Annotated in this window: 4 protein-coding genes; 1 reads left to right on the top strand and 3 read right to left on the bottom strand. The window is 40.6% G+C overall.

What is annotated here, in order from left to right; genetic code table 11:
- The first annotated feature begins 2 nt into the window (after positions 1-2).
- Entirely contained in the window at positions 3-152 is a 150-nt protein-coding gene (locus tag H1P_RS39160; RefSeq protein ID WP_281291286.1) for a DUF4327 family protein, read from the top strand.
- Positions 153-300: 148 nt separating this feature from the next.
- On the opposite strand, the gene H1P_RS33285 is transcribed toward H1P_RS39160, so the two are convergent.
- The 3 genes from H1P_RS33285 to H1P_RS33275 all read right to left on the bottom strand — a co-directional run.
- Positions 301-594: a type II toxin-antitoxin system RelE/ParE family toxin gene (locus H1P_RS33285; RefSeq protein WP_144875753.1), complete on the bottom strand. Its 294-nt coding sequence runs from the start codon at positions 592-594 to the stop codon at positions 301-303.
- Between the two features lie 2 nt (positions 595-596).
- Positions 597-875 carry a type II toxin-antitoxin system ParD family antitoxin gene (locus tag H1P_RS33280; protein WP_144875751.1) on the bottom strand — a complete coding sequence of 93 codons (279 nt, stop codon included), beginning with the start codon at positions 873-875 and terminating at the stop codon, positions 597-599.
- A gap of 145 nt (positions 876-1,020) precedes the next feature.
- On the bottom strand, positions 1,021-1,496 hold a 476-nt coding region (locus tag H1P_RS33275; protein WP_144875749.1), incomplete at its 5' end, for a tyrosine-type recombinase/integrase.

The following is a 1,496-nucleotide window of genomic DNA, read 5'->3' as shown; positions in this document are numbered from 1 at the left end:
CTATTACTTTAGATCAACCTTTAAGAATTTTATGTGATTACCTACCAGTCCAACAGCGGAACGAAATTGAGTGTGAGCTAGAAAGCTATAATTACTTATTACGAGATCACGTAAGAGATCTAATTGGCAAACTAACGTGGGAGAGTGATTAAATTATTTAACTATCTAATTAGTTATCTTTGGATATGAAAATAAAAACTTGGGAGAAAAATCTAATCCTTAGCGTACCTCTTGTAGGGTAGTATTTATGCGCCTTTTTGGATGCGCCAAATTTTCAACCAGTCAGCAGTCACTATACACCTATAGCAACTGTTCTATATCTCTTGCTCCGTGCAGGACGCGAACTACTTCGATGCCGTTCTCCTCGATGGGGCGGTAAAACAGCACGTATTTTTCAATCACAAAGCTTCTTAAGCTTGGGTGTAGTTCAGATCGCTCCTTTCCCATGTAGGGGGATTGAGCTAGTAGGTCTGCCTTTTGATAAATGGTATCGATTATTCTGTCGGCTGCCTCTTCGCTAAATTGAGCAATGTATGACCAAATCTCGATCAAGTCTTCTTGGGCTTGTGGGGATAATTCTCTTTGAGCAGCCATAACTATTGTGCTGCTTCTTGACTTTTTTTGGCAGCAAGTCTTTTTCGTCCTTCAGCTTTGATTTGCTCGACATCGAAAGAAACGCTTTCACCAGATTCTAAAGAAACTATTCCCTTCTGAATTTCTTTACGAAGCTCCTCAATTTTGATCTGCTTTAGCATATCCTTTTCTTTGAGCAATCGCAGACCATCTCGAATGACTTCACTAGCAGAATAGTACATTCCGCTTTTAACTTGACTTTGTACAAACTGCTCTAACTCTTCAGTGAGGGAAACATTCATCGTATCACTCCTGTGTAATATACATTTACTATTTGCCCACACTATTAGTGTAGAGGCAATAACAGTAAATAACAATTATTGTTATTTATTGGTAGGTATGTTCTTGATTTTATACAAAAATGTATCTTGATAATCACCACAGTAATTATTGGCGTGACTCAAGGTCAGTTATGGAGCGAAATTGAGAGGGATTAGGAAATACTTCTAAGGATGGATCGTCATATCGGGGTTTTCCGAGATGGGAGATCATCGATAAAGAGCTTACCGCGCCTCGTACCTGGGCATCGGTTACTTCCAAATATTTCTGCAACTCGTCTAACGTGCGATGACCTGAAATCTCTTGTATTACTCGTAAAGGGATTCCTGCGTTGGACATCTGGGTGAGAGCGGTACGGCGGAAGCTGTGAGTGCTAACTCCTTCAATGTCTAGCTTATCGCAAGCTTTTCTTAAAATCTGCGCTGCGTAATCAACGTTAATATGTCCTTTGCCTCCCCTGCCACTAAAGAGGTTGTAAGTGCGAGGTGATGGGAAGTAGTCAACCAGCAAGGAGCGTAAGTCTTCAATGATGGGAATGGTTCTAGTTGCCAGCTTCCCCTTGGTTCGGTTCTTTCTAATAATTA

This window comes from Hyella patelloides LEGE 07179 (genome assembly GCF_900659865.1).
Lineage (GTDB): Bacteria > Cyanobacteriota > Cyanobacteriia > Cyanobacteriales > Xenococcaceae > Hyella > Hyella patelloides.
Note: the sequence above shows the minus strand (reverse complement) of the source record. Positions and strands in the feature narration are given on the sequence as shown.